A 15,811-nucleotide genomic window follows, 5' to 3' on the forward strand; every position below is an offset into this window, starting at 1 on the left:
TCGACAAATCCGACATCTGTCGTCAAACTCGCGAAATATGGCCAAAAAAGCACTCCCAGCCCTTTCCGCTGCCGAACAGGCACTCATGGACATCCTTTGGAAAAAGCATCCCGCCTCCGTTTTGGAGCTGCTGGATGCCGTGAACGAAAACCGCGCCGAACCCGTCACGCGCAACACCCTGCAAACGCAGCTCACACGCCTGGAGGCCAAAGGATGGATCGTGCGTGACGACAGCAACCGCAGCCACGCCTACGAACCCGCCGTCAAAGAGCAGCCGGGCCGCACCAGTGTCCTCACCGAGCTCAAAAAGCGCCTCTTCGGCGGCAGCAGCCTCGCCCTCGTCCGTTGCCTCGTCGAAAACGGCGACATCACCGCCGAAGAGCTCGCCGAACTAAAAAAACTCATCAGCAACAAAAAAGGAGGCACTTCATCATGAGCACGGAGGCCATCACCTTCCTCAATTTCATCGTCCACAGCCTCGTCATTGGAGCCGTGGCATGGCTACTGGTGCGTTTTGTCATTCGCGATGCATTACGTCGCTGCATCCTCGCAAATCTCGCTGTGCTGATGTGCCTTTACAGCCCATTTGACATCACCTTTCGTGATCTTTTTCCGACGAAGCAGCATGTCCCCGTCCTGACACCGATACGCGAGACTTTCGAGCACGATTGGCGGGTGAAGGTGGAGCCACAAACCGCCAGCGTGCAGCCCGCACCGAGGCCCGCCGCCATTTCCGCATGGAACGTGAACGATCTCGTGAAATGGGTTCACCGATTGTCCTGGCTAGTCACGGCACTCTTGTTGCTGTGGCTTCTGGTTCAGAGCATAAGCATCCAGCGCTGGGCATGGAGGCTTCGGGGGCTGACCCAGTCGGAAATCGATTCTCTACCCCGTGATGTACCCTTTGAACGACTCTCGGTATCGGAGGCCCCGTGCACCCCCTGCGCCGCTGGATGGTTCTTTCCCGTCATCGCCGTTCCAGCGCAGGCTTTCCAAGAGCTCTCTCCGCAACAATGGCGCTGGCTCATTCGGCATGAAGCCGAGCATCTGCGCTTGAACGACACCGTGGCCGTGCTGCTGCAAAACATCGCCCTGACGTTCCTCTGGTGGAATCCCTTCGTGCATGCCCTCATCGAGGAGTTTGCCCGCGCCCGCGAAGAGGCCTGCGATACCGCCGCCGTCGGCGAGGAGCCGGATCATGCGCCTTATGCCGATTTCCTCCTCACCTGGGCCGGGCAGCCCTCGCCCTCCCGCTTTGCCATGCCGCTCCTTCGCTCGCGCCCCGCACGCAGGCTCAAAGATCGCCTCGTCGCCCTGATGGAAGCCCGTGGTGTTCGGAAAAAAATCGGTGCGCTGTTTGTGCTCGGTTGTTTGGCCTTCGCTTTGGTCACGCCATACCTCGCGGCCTCTTTTGGTATCGCCACCGCTCAGGCCGCAGCTCCGCAGCCGGGAAAAATGTTCACGCGGCATTATAGGGTGCCGCCAGGCTTCGCCGAAGGCAGCACCGCGCGGGATTTCCTCGAAAAACGCGGCATTCCATTCCCTGAAGGCTCCTCCGCCCTTTATCAAATAGCTACCAGCACCCTCCTCGTTCGCAATTGGTCCACCAACCTCGATTTGATCGAAGAAATCGTCGCCCGTGCTAGCGAGCGCAGCCCGCAGGTGTTTTTCCTCACTAGGCTCATCCAAGGCGGCCCACTTCTCAGCCAACACGCAGCCATCATTCAAAAAGGCGAGTTCCAAAAGCTCATCCGCGAATCCACACAGCAAAAAGACATCCACATTCTCAGCGCCCCCAGCGTCATCACCAAACTCGGCCAGCGGGCCACCGTCGAAGTCGTGCGCGAAATCCTCAAAATGCCGCCGGATGAGCAAAAAGGTGCCGAAATGAAGAAACTGGGCCCCTCCATCGAACTCCTCGCCGCCGCCACCGACACCGCGAAGAGCCGCGTGGAGGCCAATGTCTCCCTCGGGCTCGATGCCAACGAAGGCATGAGTGATGCACATGCTGTCTGGGAGCACGTCACCATGCACCAAACCAGCGCCATAGCCGATCTCGCCTCTGGTGAGACACTCGTGCTGCATCTCACCACGCCGAAGAAACCCGTCACCGTTTTCATCACCGCGATGGCGATCAATCCCGGAGGCGAAGAAACCAGCTTCGACGACAAAGGCCCGCGTCCACCTCCAGGAAGGAACATGCCGGACAAACCTTCCTTGGAAATCGCACAACGCACTTATCGGCTCCCTGCGATTCTTCAAAACACCACGAACCTTGTCACCATGCTCCGTGAACAAAAAATCGTCATCGCACCGGGCGACGCGAGCATCCAGGAAGGCAAACTCACCGTGAAGGCCTCCAAAGCCACGCTCGAACTCATCGAGGAGTGGCTCGGAATCCTAAACGCCGATCATGATCGCGCCAACAAGCGGATTGTCCTAGTTGTGAAAGCGGTGAGCGTAAACATGCCTTGGGAGGCGTTCCTAGACATCCTCCAATCGGGCGCGGTCAAAAAAACATCTGATTCCAAACCCGCCGAGCCAGCTCCTCCTCTGGGTATTTTTCTCAGTGGTGTGCTCACCGACCCCCAATTCCAAGTCGTCATGCGTTCATTATCAGTAAAGAAAGAAACATCCATCAATGTCCTGCCTAGAGCCAGCGCCAAACCTGGCGTGGAAAGCACTTTTCGCACGCCAGCGGAGTTCGGAGTTCAAAAGCTCGCCATCACGCCCACTCTGGGCGCAGACGGAAACACCATCGAGCTCAACATCAACATCAAACCAGGCAACACCACCTCCGTCACGATTTGGGATGGCCAGACCGTAGTCCTGTCCGAATCCACAGGCCAAACCACACGCTGCTTGTTCATCTCCGCGCAGTTGATCAGTCCCTTGCCGAAAAAGTAGCAGTGGTCGTCATTGGACAAGCGGCCCATGAGGAGCGGAAGGTCATAATTCGCACGCGGCGGAAAAAAGTCCGTTGCTCTCTGCCCTTCGCTCTCTGCTATCGGCGGCTCCCGCATGTTTCATGTCGTCGAAGATCACGAGGAAGGAGGGCGAGTGTTTGCCCAGCCGCAGCGTCCGCCGCTGGGGCCGCGCATGCACATCGCGTTTTCAGAGGATGGGCGGCTTTCGGAGTCACCACAGTTCGAGTACCGGCCGCAGCAGCAGCGCATGGCGCAGCTCGTGGGAGAGGCGCTGGACGGCAGCCATGCGCTGGTGTGTGAGGCGGCGACGGGTGTCGGTAAATCACTCGCGTATCTGATCCCGGCGGTGACTTTTGCGCTGGAGCAGAAGCGGAAGGCCATCATCTGCACGCATACGATCAATTTGCAGGAGCAGCTCATCTCCAAAGACATCCCGCTGGTGCAGAAGATCGTCGGCAGCTTCCACGCGGAGATTTTGAAGGGACGCGGGAACTACCTGTGCCCCACGCGGCTGCACCGTGCCATGAGCGAGAGCGGTGACCTGTTTTCATCCTCCGAAGCGTCGGAACTAGGCCAGATCGCCGACTGGGCTGCGCAGACAGAGGACGGCACACTCAGCGACATGGACTTTACGCCAGGTGCACGCGTGTGGTCGCTGGTGTGCAGCGAGCCACATGCCTGCATCGCCGCGCCGTTGCCCTCCGGGCAGCCGCTGCTGGTATCAGGACACGCGCCGCCGCATGGAGAAGGCGGATGTGGTGGTGCTGAATCACACGCTGTTTTTCACGCTGCTGGCCTCGGCGGACGAAACGACCACCGAGGACTGCAATTTCCTCTTCCCACGTGATTTCGTGATCATCGACGAGGCCCACACGATCGAAAATGTGGCCGCGAAGGCCTTTGGGCTGCACATCAGTGAATCGAACATCAAATTCGACCTCGGGCGGCTGCACAATCCGAAGTCGCGAAAGGGCTTTTTCCAGCTCGTGGGCGATAAAGACGGCATCCGTGAGGTTTTGAGCACGATCGACCTCGTGAACGACTTTTTCCGCCGTGTGGAGGCTGCGTGCAAATTCAATGCCATGGGCCGTGAGTTCCGCGTGCGTGACCCTGAGCTGGTAGAGAACACTCTGGCCCTCCCACTCGAAAAACTGGCCAAAAGAGCCGACAAAGCCGGCGACGCTGCTCACAAGGAACACACCAAGCTGGAGCTGCATGATCTGGCCAAACGTCTGCGTGCTGTCGCAGGTGGGCTGAAGATGTATCTGGACCAAGATCAGGAAGACCATGTCCACTGGGTGGAGCGCACGGGTCTGGAAAAGAACATCATTTCGCTCCACACCGCGCCTGTCGATGTCTCGCCGAAACTGCGGCAGATTTTTTTCGCGAGCCAAAAGGCATGCGTGTTCACCAGTGCCACTCTGGGGGTCGGTGATGACCAAAAGCTGCGTTACTTCCGCAATCGAGTCGGTGCAGAAAAAGCCCACGCGGCCTGCATCGAGAGTCCGTTCGATTTCCAGCGGCAGATGAAGCTCTATTTGTTGCAGAAGATGCCGCAGCCGAATGAGGCGGGCTATCTCGACCAACTTGGCCAGTGGATTTGCCATTTTCTCGATCTGAGCAAAGGCCGCGCCTTTGTGCTCTTCACCAGCTACAGCCAAATGACTTCGGTGGCCGACACGCTCGATGCCCATTGCGAGGAGCGCGGCTGGCGCCTGCTGGTGCAGGGCCGTGGCATGCCGCGGCACCAAATGCTGGCGGAGTTCAAAAACGACACCCACAGCGTGCTCTGCGGCACCGATAGCTTCTGGACGGGCGTGGATGTGCCTGGTGAATCCTTGAGCAATGTCATCATCACTCGTCTGCCCTTTGCCGTGCCAGATCATCCGCTCACTGCGAGCCGCATCGAGCACCTAGAGGCCGAAGGCATGAACCCCTTCACCGAATACAGCGTGCCCGAGGCCATCCTGAAACTCCGCCAAGGCGTCGGCCGCCTGATCCGCACCGCCAAGGACCAAGGCATCTGCGCTATCCTCGACAACCGTATCCTCACGAAGCCGTATGGCCGCGCCTTTTTGGCGTCTTTGCCTGAGTGCCCGACGGAGGTGTTGGGGTGAAACGGATCACGGAAACAGCCCGCGCATGGCTTTGGCCTCATGCACTCGCTGGATGCCGAGGCTGAGTGCCGCGAGGCGCATGCCGCACTGGCGTTTGCGACTGAAGTTGAGCGTTTGGACAAAGGACTGCTCGAGGATGCGGTAGAGCTTGCTCATCACCTCGCCTTCGTCCCAGAAGAAGCTCTGGAGATCCTGCACCCACTCGAAGTAGCTGACGATGACACCGCCAGCGTTGCAGAGAATGTCGGGGATGACGAAGATGTCGCCACGTTGTTCGAGGATGGCATCGGCCTCGGGTGTGGTGGGGCCGTTGGCTCCTTCGGCGAGGATTTTGCAGCGGATTTGGGCGGCGTTGGTGGCATTGATCTGCCGTTCGAGGGCACAGGGGGCGAGGACGTCACAGGGGGTGAGTAAAAGCTGTTCGTTGGTGATGGCGTCTGCTCCTTCGAATCCGACGACGCTGCGGGTTTTTGCGACATGGGAGTCGAGTTTCGCGAGGTCGATTCCTTTTTCGTTGTAGAGACCACCAAAGGCGTCACTGACGGCGATAATCTTGATGCCCTGACGTGCTAGGGTGGATGCAGCGATGCTGCCGACATTGCCATAACCTTGTACGACGGCAGTGGCCGTGCTGGCGGTGATGCCGAGGGTGTCCATGGCACGAGAGACGAGGTAGGCGACACCGCGCCCAGTGGCCTCGCGGCGACCGAGTGAGCCGCCGAGGTTGACGGGCTTCCCGGTGACGACGGCGGGGACGCAGTGGCCGCTTTGTAGCGAGTAGGTATCCATGATCCAGGCCATGGTTTGCTCATTGGTGCCCATGTCTGGCGCGGGGATGTCCACCTGCGGGCCGATGAAGGGGATCAGCTCTTGCGTGTAGCGGCGGGTGATGCGTTCGAGCTCGTTGGTGCTGCAATCTCGCGGATTGACGCAGACGCCGCCTTTGGCTCCGCCATAAGGCAGGCCAGTGAGGGCACATTTCCAGCTCATCCACATAGCGAGCGCGGCGACCTCGCCCAGAGTGACATCGGGATGAAAGCGGATGCCGCCTTTGGTGGGCCCGAGCGTGAGGTGGTGCTGCACGCGGTAGCCCATGAAGACCTCCACGCGGCCATCGTCGCGCTTCACGGGCATCGCGACGCTGAGGGCTCGTTTGGGGAGCTTCAGCCGATCACGTGCATTGTCGGGGATTTCGAGGAAATCGGCCACCAGATCGAATTGCTGGCATGCCATGCGGAAAACAGGCGAATCATAGACGTGGGGGATCGCGGTGCTCATGGTGATGGGAACTTGTGGTTGCGTGGACGATATATCAAGTGTGACGAACAGAGATCTCTGCTCCATTCGCACTTCCTCATGTCGTCTGCCTCACCTAGAATACCCGAGGTCGCTATCCTCGTTGATACTTCGCGCTCTTACGGTCGCGACATCGTGCGCGGCATTCGCCGCTACGTCGCGGAGCATGGGCCGTGGTCACTCTATCTGGAGCCACGTGATCTGCGTAGCAGCTTTCCAGATTGGCTTAAAAATTGGCATGGTGATGGCATCCTCTCCCGCACTGCCGATCAGGCCCTGCTGCGCCAGCTCAAGGCGACGAAGCTGCCCGTCGTCGAGCTACGCACGACCGTTTTGAAGCATCCTTTTCCCTTTGTGGGCATGGATAACAGTGTCGTCGGCACGCGTGTGGCTGAGCACTTTCGCCATCGCGGCTTTCAGCACTTTGGCTGCGTGCTGGATGCCTCAGAGGCCTTCTTCATCGAGCGCAGTGAGCGCTTCGCTATGGCGGTGAGTCGTTTCGGTTTTGACTGCCCTATTTTTCAGTCGAAGTGCAAAAACTGGGAGCAGCATCGAGGCGCTCTCGTTACTTGGTTGCAGAGTTTGCCCAGACCCGTGGGCGTTTTCGCCGTGAATGACCAGCTCGGTTTTTGGGTGCTCGACGCCGCTCGCCGTGCCGGACTCGCCGTGCCGGAGGAGCTCGCCGTCGTCGGCGCGGAGAATGACAACATGCTTTGCGAGACCGCCTCGCCGCCGCTTTCCAGTGTGCGCTTGCGCGGTCAGACCGTCGGTTTCGATGCCGCACGGGTGCTGGATGAATGGATGGCGGGGAGGCGCATCCCCCAGCCTGATGAGAGGCATCTCCACGCCCCAGGGGACATCGTCATACGGCAGTCGAGTGACATCGTCGCTGTGGAGGATGCTCGCATCTCTGCTGCGTTGCGGTTCATCCGCCAAAACGCCGCACAAAGCCTCGATGTCACTGCTGTGGCTCGTGCCTGTGCTCTCTCGCGGAGTGTGCTGGAGCGCCGCATGAAGTCCCTCATCGGCCGCAGCCCCGGCGAGGAGATCGCTCGGCAAAAATTCGCCCTCGTCGAGCAACTGCTCACCCACACCGGCCTCACTCTCGATGCAATCGCCGCGAAGTGCGGCTTCACTCACCCGCAATACATGGCGGAGGCCTTCCGCAAACGCACCGGCATGACGCCTGGGCAATTTCGGAAGAGGCACGTGGTTTGATAGTGCACCAGCGCCGCGTGGCTCCACGCATGGGCATCCAGCGCACGCACAGCTTTTAAACAAGCCTCTCACCGAGACTGCCGCATCATAAGCCCGCAGGTAAATGCATCTTCGCCGCCGCCGCAAAACCTGAAACACCGTGCCCAAAGTCTGAATGAAGCGGTGGATCTTCCGGCGTTTAATCCACCACATGAACCGCCGTCATTTTCTCCAATCCATCGCCGCTGCCGCCACCGCACCTGCTTTCGCCGCTGAGACGCCGTGGAAGCTGAATTACATGCTCGCCTCCTCCATGTATGGCAGCCTCTCGCTCGCGGAAATCCTGCCAGAGGTGAAAAAAGGCGGTGCCACAGCCATCGAGCTCTGGCCGAAAAAGCACGGCACGCAGCGTGAGGAGCTCGATACCATCGGCCACGACAAATTTGCCGCCATGCTCCACGAACACGGCGTCGGTTTCGGTGGCAGCACCCGCTACGACCTCGGCCCCTTCAAGCTCAGTGAAGAAATCGCGCTCGTGAAGAAGCTCGGAGGCTCCTTCATCGTCACTGGTGGCGCTGGAGACTGGAAGGGACTCTCTCCAGAGCGGCTCAAAGCCAATGTGAAGGACTTTGCGGAAAAAATGAAGCCCCACGCGGCACTCGCTGCCCAGAACGGCGTCAGCATCGGCATCGAGAACCACATCAACAATCTCATCGACACGCCAGATAGCCTGCGATGGCTCGCGGACTTCATCCGTGACACACCGGGCATCGGTATCGCCCTCGCTCCCTACCATCTGCCGCAGGACACCGCGCTGCTCAGTGATCTCATCAAGCACATCGACCAGAAAATGACCTCTTCTACGCCTGGGAGCACGGCAAAGGATGCATGAAGCCCATGCCCAAAGCGGAAGAACTCCAGCAACTCCCCGGCAAAGGCCCGCTCGACTGGAAACCGCTCCTCCAGGCTCTCAAAGCCATCCAATTCACCGGCCCCACGGAAATCTTCATGCATCCCACCCCGCGTGGCATCCCCATCATGCCCACCGCCGCAGAATCGACCGCAGAGATTGCCAAAGCGAAAAGCCATCTCGACACCATCGTCGCCACTCTTTAATCCACACACTCATACTCTTCCCCCCATCACAACAAATGCCTGAAGCCAAAGTCCTCCTCATCGTCGGTGACGCCACCGAGACCGTCGATACGCTCTACCCATTCTACCGCCTCATTGAGGCGGCTACAAGCCTGTCGTCGCTGCGCCGGAAAAGCGGAAATACCAGATGGTGCTGCATGAGATCAAACCCGGCTGGACCATCACCAAAGAGTGGGAAGGCTATAGCATCGACGCCGACATCGCCTTCAAAGACATCAAGCCTGAGGAATACGTCGGCATCTTTTTCAGTGGTGGTCGTGCACCCGAGTACATCCGCGAGGACGCCGATCTACTGCGCATCACCAAGTGGTTCTGGGAAAACAAAAAGCCCTGCGCCAGCGTCTGCCACGGCGTGGAGATCCCCGCCCGTGCCGACATCGTCAAAGGCCTGCGCATGGCCACTGTCGCGAAATGCAAATTCGACCTCGAAATCTGCGGTGGCATCTATGTGAATGAACCCTGCGTCATCGACCAGCACATGTACAGCGGACGCACGTATCATGATTCTGGCCACTTCATCGGGCCGTGGATCAAGGCGCTGGATGCAGAGCGTGCTAAAATGGGACTCTGAAATCATGAGAGTAGCCTCCATCTCTAAAACGATCGTGCTGATGGGCCTTATCGGCTTCATGCATCGCGGTAGTGATGCCCATCCACTCCAGGCAGAGCCTATCAATCACGCCTACGTCTTCACCTTCGACCAATTCCATCTGGCCGTAGATCCAGATGAGCATCTCGTGAATGGTGGCCTGCTTTTGATGGCTGAGCTGAACTGCACCGCCTGTCATGCCGTGCCAAAAGCCTGGCAAGAGAGACTAAAGCCGAAGCCAGCGCCCGATCTGAGCGCCGTCGGATCGCGACTGGATGAGGACACCCTCTGGCTCATGATCCGTAGCCCGCAGCATCGGAAAAAAGGCACGCAGATGCCAGGTCTCTTCGCTGGAGAGGAAGGCGATGAAGAGAAAGCGGAAGCACTGGTCGAGTACCTCAGCTCCTTGAAGCCCGAAACGCAAAAAAAAATGCCCGCTGGCGATGCCGAGCGCGGTAAAGGCCTCTACCACAAAGTTGGCTGTGTGGCCTGCCATGAGCCCGCGCTCGATGTGCGGCCTCCGAAAGTGCCTGCTGATGCCGAAATCGAAAAACCCGGCAATGGCTCCGTGCCCATCGCACTCGCGGATGCGTATGAATTCAATGCATTGGCCGCTTTCCTCAAAAACCCGCTCCACACCCGCCCCGCAGGCCGCATGCCTGACATGCGCCTCAGTGAGCAGGAGGCTGCTGACATCGCCGCCTACCTCCACACGGGTCGTGTGGCCGAAAAAGCCACGGCGCGTGCTGCGCTGAAGATTCCGCCCCAGGGCATCGAAAAAGGCAAAGCACTCTTTGAAAGCATGAACTGCGTCGCGTGCCATCAAATGGGCACTGCCAGCCCTCTGCGACCGATTCAAAACCCCAGCATCGGCTGCCTCGATGAAAAGCAGCCCACTGGCACTCCGCGCTTTGATTTGAATGAGCTGCAAAAAAAGGCTCTGCGCCTCGCTCTTGCCGAAATCCAAAAACCAGCCCCTCAACTCACCGCACAGCAGCAGATTGATTGGCAGATGAGCCGCCTGAACTGTTACGCATGCCATGACCGCGATGGCAAAGGCGGGCCCGAAGATCCGCGAGCACAGTTTTTCGGTGTGAACGATGCCACTGCCGAATCGCTCGGCGAATTGGCTCATTTGCCGCCGAATCTCGACAAAGTCGGTCGCAAGCTCACGCGGGGTTGGTTTGAAAAAATCCTCTGGGGCCAAAATGGCAGCGTGCGGCCCTACATGGACACACGCATGCCGAATTTCGGCCAAGCGCAGACCGAAATGCTCATCAGCACTTTCCAGGAAGCGGACAAACTCGATAAACCTGTGCAGATCGACATCAGTGGCCTCGAAAAGCACCATCGTGCTGAGCTCGGTCGCAAGCTGCTGGGCTCCACGGGGCTCGCCTGCGTCGCCTGCCACGGCCTGAAGGAGCGCAAATCGCTGGGGCCACCTGTCATCCGTCTCACGCACACGGTGGAGCGGCTCCAGCCAGAGTATTTTAAAGAGCTGCTGCTCAACCCCCAAGTCACGCAACCCGGCACCGTCATGCCGCCGATGTTTGTAGGCCGCAAAACGGCTGACAAAGACATCGAGAGCCTCTGGACCTACCTGCGAGAGGTGGAAGGCCAGCCTCTGCCGGAGGGACTCATGTCCGCAGAGGACTTTGAACTCAAACCCACGGTCAAACCCATCGTCTTTCGCAGCTTTATCGAAGGCGTCGGCACGCATGCCATCGGTGTCGGCTTCCCAGGGGGCCTGAATGCCGCCTTTGACGCTAAAACCGCCCGGTGGGCCATCGTGTGGAAAGGCCGCTTCCTCGATGCCATGAGCAACTGGCAAGACCGCGCCATGCCGCCCATCAAACCGCTGGGCACCGACATCAAAACACTGCCGGATGCAGCGCCGCGAGTCTTCCAGGGTTACAAGCTCGGTAAAGATGGCGTTCCCACCTTCCTCTACCGCGAAAACGGCCAACAAGTCGAGGACACCCTTCGTCCGAGAAAGAACGGCTTCGAGCACATCATCCAAACCAACGGCCAAGAAACCAAGGAGGTCGTGTCATGGTAAAATCCATTTTCAGTTCTCAGTTTTCCGTTCTCAGTTTTCAGTTCCTCGCAGCGGCCTCTTTGCTCGCTCAATCCCCGTCCGACTACTACCGCATCGAGACCTACGACCTGCCTCAAGGCGTGAATTTCGAAGCCAGCGGCCTGGCGGTGCTTCCAAGTGGCAAGCTGGCCGTCGCCTTGCGCAAAGGTGAAGTTTGGGTTGAAGGCGAAAAGGGCTTCCAGCGCTTTGCGAGTGGCATGCATGAGATTCTGGGCCTCGCGTATCATGATGGAGCGCTCTATGCCACGCAGCGTGCGGAAGTGACCAAAATCCGTGACACAGATGGTGATGGCGTAGCGGATGAATACCTCGCCGCAGCGGCGGGCTGGGGCGTGTCCGGTGCTTACCATGAGTATGCTTATGGGCCGGTGTTTGATGCCGCAGGGAATCTCTATACCTCGCTGAATTGCAGCATGGGCAAAGCCATGGTCAAAGAGGACACGCTCTGGCGTGGCTGGGTGGTGCGCACATCTCCAGAGGGCAAACTAGAGCCGTGGTGCGCGGGATTCCGTAGCCCCTGCGGCATCGGTCAGGATGCAGATGGCGAAATCTTCGTCACTGACCAGCAAGGCAACTGGATGCCCACCACGCCGCTGTTTCACATCCACAAAGGTGCTTACTTTTCGCACGCCGACTCCATCCCCGATGCGATGCGACCCGATTCACCGGTGAAAATCGCCGCGAAGCAACCTGAAGGCATCACCGTGGCCGAAGCGATGAAAAAAGTGCGCGGATACACGCCGCCTGCGGTTTGGCTGCCGTATGTGAAAATGGGCCAAAGCGGCACCGGCATCACCTGTGACCGCAGTGGCGGAAAATTCGGTCCTTTTGAGAAACAGCTCTTCCTCGGCGAATTCGTGCTCAGTGGTGTGAATCGCGTTTTCCTCGAAAAAGTAGGCGGAGAGTTCCAGGGAGCCTGTTTTCCCTTCATCGACGGTCTGCAATGCGCCGCACTGGCCCTGACGACGCTGCCGGACGGCTCGCTCATCGTCGGTGAGTCGAATCGTGGCTGGAACAGCAAAGGCAATCGTCCCTTTGGCCTGCAAAAGATCGTGTGGTCGAAAAAGACACCACTGGATGTTCAGAAGCTCGAACTCACCGAAACCGGCTTCCGCTTCACCTTCACCCTGCCGGTGCAGTCCGTCGGCACACTCACCGGCCAGAGCTATACCTATCCCTTTCAAAGCAAATACGGCGGCGAAGAACTCGACGCCAAGCCACTGCAAATCACCACAACGAAGTTGAGTGAAGACGGACGGACTCTCGAAGTCACCATCGCCAAGCTCCGTGAGGGCTACGTGCATGAGTTTGAGCTGCCAGAGCTCAAAGCGAAGGACGGCACGCCGCTGTGGCACCGCATGGCGTATTACACGCTGAATCGCCGGAAATAGCGCAGATCAGCTAGTGACAATTTTAATGCGGCAGTCATGACAGCGAGGAGGGTTCAGTGGTAGAAGTTCTCGCTGGCAAATTGGACAACAGTTGTTCTCTAGAGGTGTGACTGACTGAGCGGCTGTTCGGTAGTCGGCATAGCGATTGGACTTGCGCAGGTAGGCTAGCACCAAAGCCATCGCTAAACCGACAGTAATCATAGCTATCGAAATCGGCTGCATGGTCACGAGCAGAATCACAATGCCCATAAGGGTTAATACGCAGCCAGCCACAATCCCTGCGATCAAGTAACCAGGGTGGCTCGGGCGACGAGCGTTCACTTCATTTTTGCACAGAGTACAGATCCAACGTATCTGTAGATGTAGAAATAGGGGTATGATGAAATAGAGATGGTGAATGACGAGTCTGCGAAATCCCACTGCTAGGACTGAATTTGAGCAGCAGGTGCAGTAAGCATTTTTGCAAGCGACTCGGCGTTCAAAGAAATTGTAAGCCGTGGATGATGAGCATGGCTGCGAGTCGTATGCACTTTGGTTCTTTATGTCAAAGCAGGCGCCACTCGCGGCCGTCTTGGCGGAGGAGGTCATCGGCTTCTTTGGGGCCCCAGCTACCGGCGGGGTATTCGCACATGGTTGGTGGCGTGGCGGATTGGTGCCAGGCGTGCTCGATTTCGTCGATGAATTTCCAGGCGTTCTCGACTTCGTCACGGCGGGCAAAGAGGGTGGCGTCGCCGGCCATGGCATCGAGCAGGAGGCGCTCGTAGGCCTCAGGGCTGGCTTTGCCGAAGCTGGAGGAGTAGCGGAAGTCCATCTTCACCTGCTGCATGTTGAGGGCCTGGCCGGGTTGCTTGCAGAGGATGCGCAGGGCGATGCCTTCATCCGGCTGGATGCGGATGACGAGGGTGTTTTCGCTGTTTTTTAGCAGGCTAGCGGTGGGGAAGGGGACTTGCGGCGGCTTTTTGAAGTGGATGCTGATCTCGGTGGCTTTTTTCGGGAGCTGCTTGCCGACACGGATGTAGAAGGGCACGCCCTGCCAGCGCCAGGTGTCCACATAGAGGCGTAGGGCGACGTAGGCTTCCGTGTTGGACTGCGGATTCACGCGGTCTTCCTCACGGTAGCCTACACGGGCGCTACCATCGACGCTGCCAGCGGTGTACTGAGCACGGATGACATTCGCACCGACTGCCTGGGGGCCGACGAGTGGCCGCAGGGCACGGATGACCTTCACTTTTTCATCGCGGACGCTGTCAGCGCTGAGATCGGTGGGCGGCTCCATGGCCACGAGGGTGAGGAGCTGGAAGAGGTGGTTTTGCACCATGTCACGCAGGGCACCCGCGGTGTCGTAGTAACCGCCGCGGCCGCCTTCCATGCCGAGATTCTCTGCGCAGGTGATCTGGACGTGGTCGATGTAGCGGCTGTTCCAGTTCGGCTCGAAGAGGGAATTCGCAAAGCGCAGGACCATGATGTTCTGCGCCGTTTCTTTGCCGAGGTAGTGGTCGATGCGGTAGGTGTCCTTTTCTTCAAAGGTGTGGGACACGGCCTCATTGAGAGCACGGGCGCTGGCGAGGTCTTTGCCAAAGGGCTTTTCGCAGACGACGCGGGCCCATTTGCCGCCGACACCTTCATTGAGACCTGCGGCGCGGAGCATTTCTAGGATGGGTTTGAAGGCCTCTGGCGCGGAGGCGAGGTAAAAGAGGCGGTTCGCGGGCTCGCCGCGCTCGGCATCGAATTGATCGAGGAGGAGCTTCAGTTGCACGTAGCCAGCAGGGTCTTCGAACTCACTGCGGTGGTAGTGGATGCACTGCTCGAAGCTTGCCCATAGCTCGTCGTTGTGGCCCTGGCGGCTATTCTTGCGGTTCCCAGCCTTCAATTCCTCACGGAAGACTGGATCGGTCTTCTCACGACGTGCAAAGCCGATGACTTTGAATTGCGGTGGTAGGTCGCCGCAGGCGGCGATGTTGTAGAAAGCGGGGATGAGCTTGCGGTTGGTGAGGTCACCAGTGGCACCAAAGATGACGACGGTGCAGGGCTCTGCACGGTGGCGTGAGAGCAGCGTTTCTTGAAAGGGATTCTCCAGATCGGGCATTTGCGGGGTGTGAAGGGCAACACCAGTAGCCCCAGGCACCCTCCGCGCAACAAACGATGCGCCTACTAGGGCACCTAGGGCATGAAAGGTGGTCATTGGTCTCATGAATCACCTACACACCCCGCCACGCGAGCGCGGTTTCTATCGCTGAATTCCCCTGCGTGGCTCAATGGTTTGACAGATCGCGTGAATCGCCGAAAAATCGCACTTCAATGATCAAACCGGAGTCAGAAGAGCTCCCCGTGGACGACATCGTCCCCGAGGAAGTCAAAAAAGAAAAAGGCTTGTGGGAAAAAACCCGCAAAAGCCTGATCGAGCGTTTGAATAACTGGGAGGACCAGCGGACTTGGAATGAGTTTTACCAAACCTATTGGAGGCTGATCTATTCCGTCGCATCCAAAGCCGGTCTGACACGCGAGGAGAGCTTTGATGTCATCCAAGAGACGATCATCGCCATCGCCCGGCAGGTGCAAAAAGGCCAGTATGACCCGCGAGCAGGCTCCTTTAAGGCTTGGCTGCTGCAAATGACGCGTTGGCGCATTCTGGATGTGTTCCGTGCCCGCAAGCGTCAGCCCTCTCTGGCTGATCAAGGCCGCGCTGATAGTGAAGACACCTCTGGCCTGATCATCGAGCGGCTGACCAATGAGAAGGACAACATGCTGGAGAGCATCTGGGACCGCGAATGGCGTGATAACATCACTGCGGCCGCTCTGGAGCGTGTGAAGGCAAAAGTTTCGCCGCGTCAGTTCCAGATCTTCGATTGCTACGTCATGAAGGGCTGGGGCGTGAAAAAGACGGCGGAGGCTCTGGGCATCAATGCGGCTCAGGTTTATCTAGCGAAGCATCGTGTGGGTGCCCTGGTGAAGAAGGAAGTGCAGGCGCTAGAGCATACGATGCTGTGAGTTCCCCGCTTCGATCCATGCTGCTTCCTGACTTGCCGCAGGATTACCCGCGA

8 protein-coding genes and 3 pseudogenes are annotated in these 15,811 nt (G+C 58.6%); 9 read left to right on the plus strand and 2 right to left on the minus strand.

Annotation, left to right across the window (positions count from 1 at the left end; genetic code table 11):
• Positions 1-37: 37 nt before the first annotated feature.
• The 3 genes and pseudogenes from IPK32_09450 to IPK32_09460 all read left to right on the plus strand — a co-directional run bounded on the left by IPK32_09450 (position 38) and on the right by IPK32_09460 (position 5,044).
• Positions 38-436: a BlaI/MecI/CopY family transcriptional regulator gene (locus IPK32_09450; GenBank protein ID MBK8092181.1), complete on the plus strand. Its 399-nt coding sequence runs from the start codon at positions 38-40 to the stop codon at positions 434-436.
• On the plus strand, positions 433-2,907 hold the full coding sequence (locus tag IPK32_09455; GenBank protein ID MBK8092182.1) for a hypothetical protein: 2,475 nt from the start codon (positions 433-435) through the stop codon (positions 2,905-2,907). Before IPK32_09450 ends, IPK32_09455 begins: the two co-directional genes overlap by 4 nt.
• Positions 2,908-3,021: 114 nt before the next feature.
• Positions 3,022-5,044 (plus strand): annotated as a pseudogene (locus IPK32_09460) (DEAD/DEAH box helicase).
• Between the two features lie 6 nt (positions 5,045-5,050).
• Here IPK32_09460 and IPK32_09465 read toward each other — a convergent pair.
• Positions 5,051-6,277 (minus strand): Glu/Leu/Phe/Val dehydrogenase, encoded by a 1,227-nt coding sequence (locus IPK32_09465; protein ID MBK8092183.1) that lies wholly within the window; start codon positions 6,275-6,277, stop codon positions 5,051-5,053.
• Positions 6,278-6,400: 123 nt separating this feature from the next.
• Between IPK32_09465 and IPK32_09470 the strand changes: the two genes are divergently transcribed.
• From IPK32_09470 to IPK32_09490, 5 genes and pseudogenes are all read left to right on the plus strand, one after another.
• Positions 6,401-7,558 carry a DNA-binding transcriptional regulator gene (locus IPK32_09470; protein ID MBK8092184.1) on the plus strand — a complete coding sequence of 386 codons (1,158 nt, stop codon included), beginning with the start codon at positions 6,401-6,403 and terminating at the stop codon, positions 7,556-7,558.
• Between the two features lie 190 nt (positions 7,559-7,748).
• Positions 7,749-8,653: pseudogene (locus IPK32_09475) on the plus strand (sugar phosphate isomerase/epimerase).
• Between the two features lie 35 nt (positions 8,654-8,688).
• Positions 8,689-9,263 (plus strand): annotated as a pseudogene (locus IPK32_09480) (DJ-1/PfpI family protein).
• Positions 9,264-9,267: 4 nt separating this feature from the next.
• Positions 9,268-11,340 (plus strand): c-type cytochrome, encoded by a 2,073-nt coding sequence (locus IPK32_09485; protein MBK8092185.1) that lies wholly within the window; start codon positions 9,268-9,270, stop codon positions 11,338-11,340.
• Positions 11,334-12,770, plus strand: a complete 1,437-nt coding sequence (locus IPK32_09490) for a hypothetical protein (protein MBK8092186.1) — start codon at positions 11,334-11,336, stop codon at positions 12,768-12,770. Before IPK32_09485 ends, IPK32_09490 begins: the two co-directional genes overlap by 7 nt.
• Before the next feature lie 544 nt (positions 12,771-13,314).
• On the opposite strand, the gene zwf is transcribed toward IPK32_09490, so the two are convergent.
• Positions 13,315-14,856 (minus strand): glucose-6-phosphate dehydrogenase, encoded by a 1,542-nt coding sequence (gene zwf, locus IPK32_09495; GenBank protein ID MBK8092187.1) that lies wholly within the window; start codon positions 14,854-14,856, stop codon positions 13,315-13,317.
• Positions 14,857-15,068: 212 nt separating this feature from the next.
• Between zwf and IPK32_09500 the strand changes: the two genes are divergently transcribed.
• Positions 15,069-15,758: a sigma-70 family RNA polymerase sigma factor gene (locus IPK32_09500; GenBank protein ID MBK8092188.1), complete on the plus strand. Its 690-nt coding sequence runs from the start codon at positions 15,069-15,071 to the stop codon at positions 15,756-15,758.
• The last annotated feature ends 53 nt before the right edge of the window (positions 15,759-15,811 follow it).

This window comes from Verrucomicrobiaceae bacterium (genome assembly GCA_016713035.1).
Taxonomy (GTDB): Bacteria; Verrucomicrobiota; Verrucomicrobiia; order Verrucomicrobiales; family Verrucomicrobiaceae; genus Prosthecobacter.

Bases quoted from the DNA above. Each gene is read 5' to 3' on its own strand.
- IPK32_09465 (MBK8092183.1), bottom strand. From the start codon at position 6,277: ATGGCATGCCAGCAATTCGATCTGGTGGCCGATTTCCTCGAAATCCCC.
- IPK32_09470 (MBK8092184.1), top strand. From the start codon at position 6,401: ATGTCGTCTGCCTCACCTAGAATACCCGAGGTCGCTATCCTCGTTGAT.
- IPK32_09455 (MBK8092182.1), top strand. From the start codon at position 433: ATGAGCACGGAGGCCATCACCTTCCTCAATTTCATCGTCCACAGCCTC.
- zwf (MBK8092187.1), bottom strand. From the start codon at position 14,856: ATGCCCGATCTGGAGAATCCCTTTCAAGAAACGCTGCTCTCACGCCAC.
- IPK32_09450 (MBK8092181.1), top strand. From the start codon at position 38: ATGGCCAAAAAAGCACTCCCAGCCCTTTCCGCTGCCGAACAGGCACTC.
- IPK32_09485 (MBK8092185.1), top strand. From the start codon at position 9,268: ATGAGAGTAGCCTCCATCTCTAAAACGATCGTGCTGATGGGCCTTATC.
- IPK32_09500 (MBK8092188.1), top strand. From the start codon at position 15,069: ATGATCAAACCGGAGTCAGAAGAGCTCCCCGTGGACGACATCGTCCCC.
- IPK32_09490 (MBK8092186.1), top strand. From the start codon at position 11,334: ATGGTAAAATCCATTTTCAGTTCTCAGTTTTCCGTTCTCAGTTTTCAG.